Annotated in this window: 1 pseudogene; it reads right to left on the reverse strand. The window is 71.5% G+C overall.

Annotated features, from left to right (window positions below):
* A pseudogene (locus ACZ92H_RS29720) lies at window positions 1-267 on the reverse strand (ShlB/FhaC/HecB family hemolysin secretion/activation protein); the annotation flags it as partial.

A 267-nucleotide genomic window follows, 5' to 3' on the forward strand; every position in this document is an offset into this window, starting at 1 on the left:
CCATGGCGCGCAGTTCGCCCAGGGTCAGCTCGCTGCCCGGCACGAAGCCCGTGGTGGCGATCAGTTCGCTTTCTGGAAACACGGGCGGCGCGGCAATCTGCAGGCGCTGCACCGTGATGCGCGTCGTGTCGCCCACCGTGGTGGCGGGCACATTGCCCTGCTGCACGCGGATGGCGGGCGGCGCTTTCGGCAACTGGGGCGCGGCGGGAATCTGCTGCAGCTGGCTGCCGGCGCTGGGCGGATCGACGGCCCAGGCGGACTGGATGG

The organism is Janthinobacterium foliorum, from assembly GCF_978021625.1.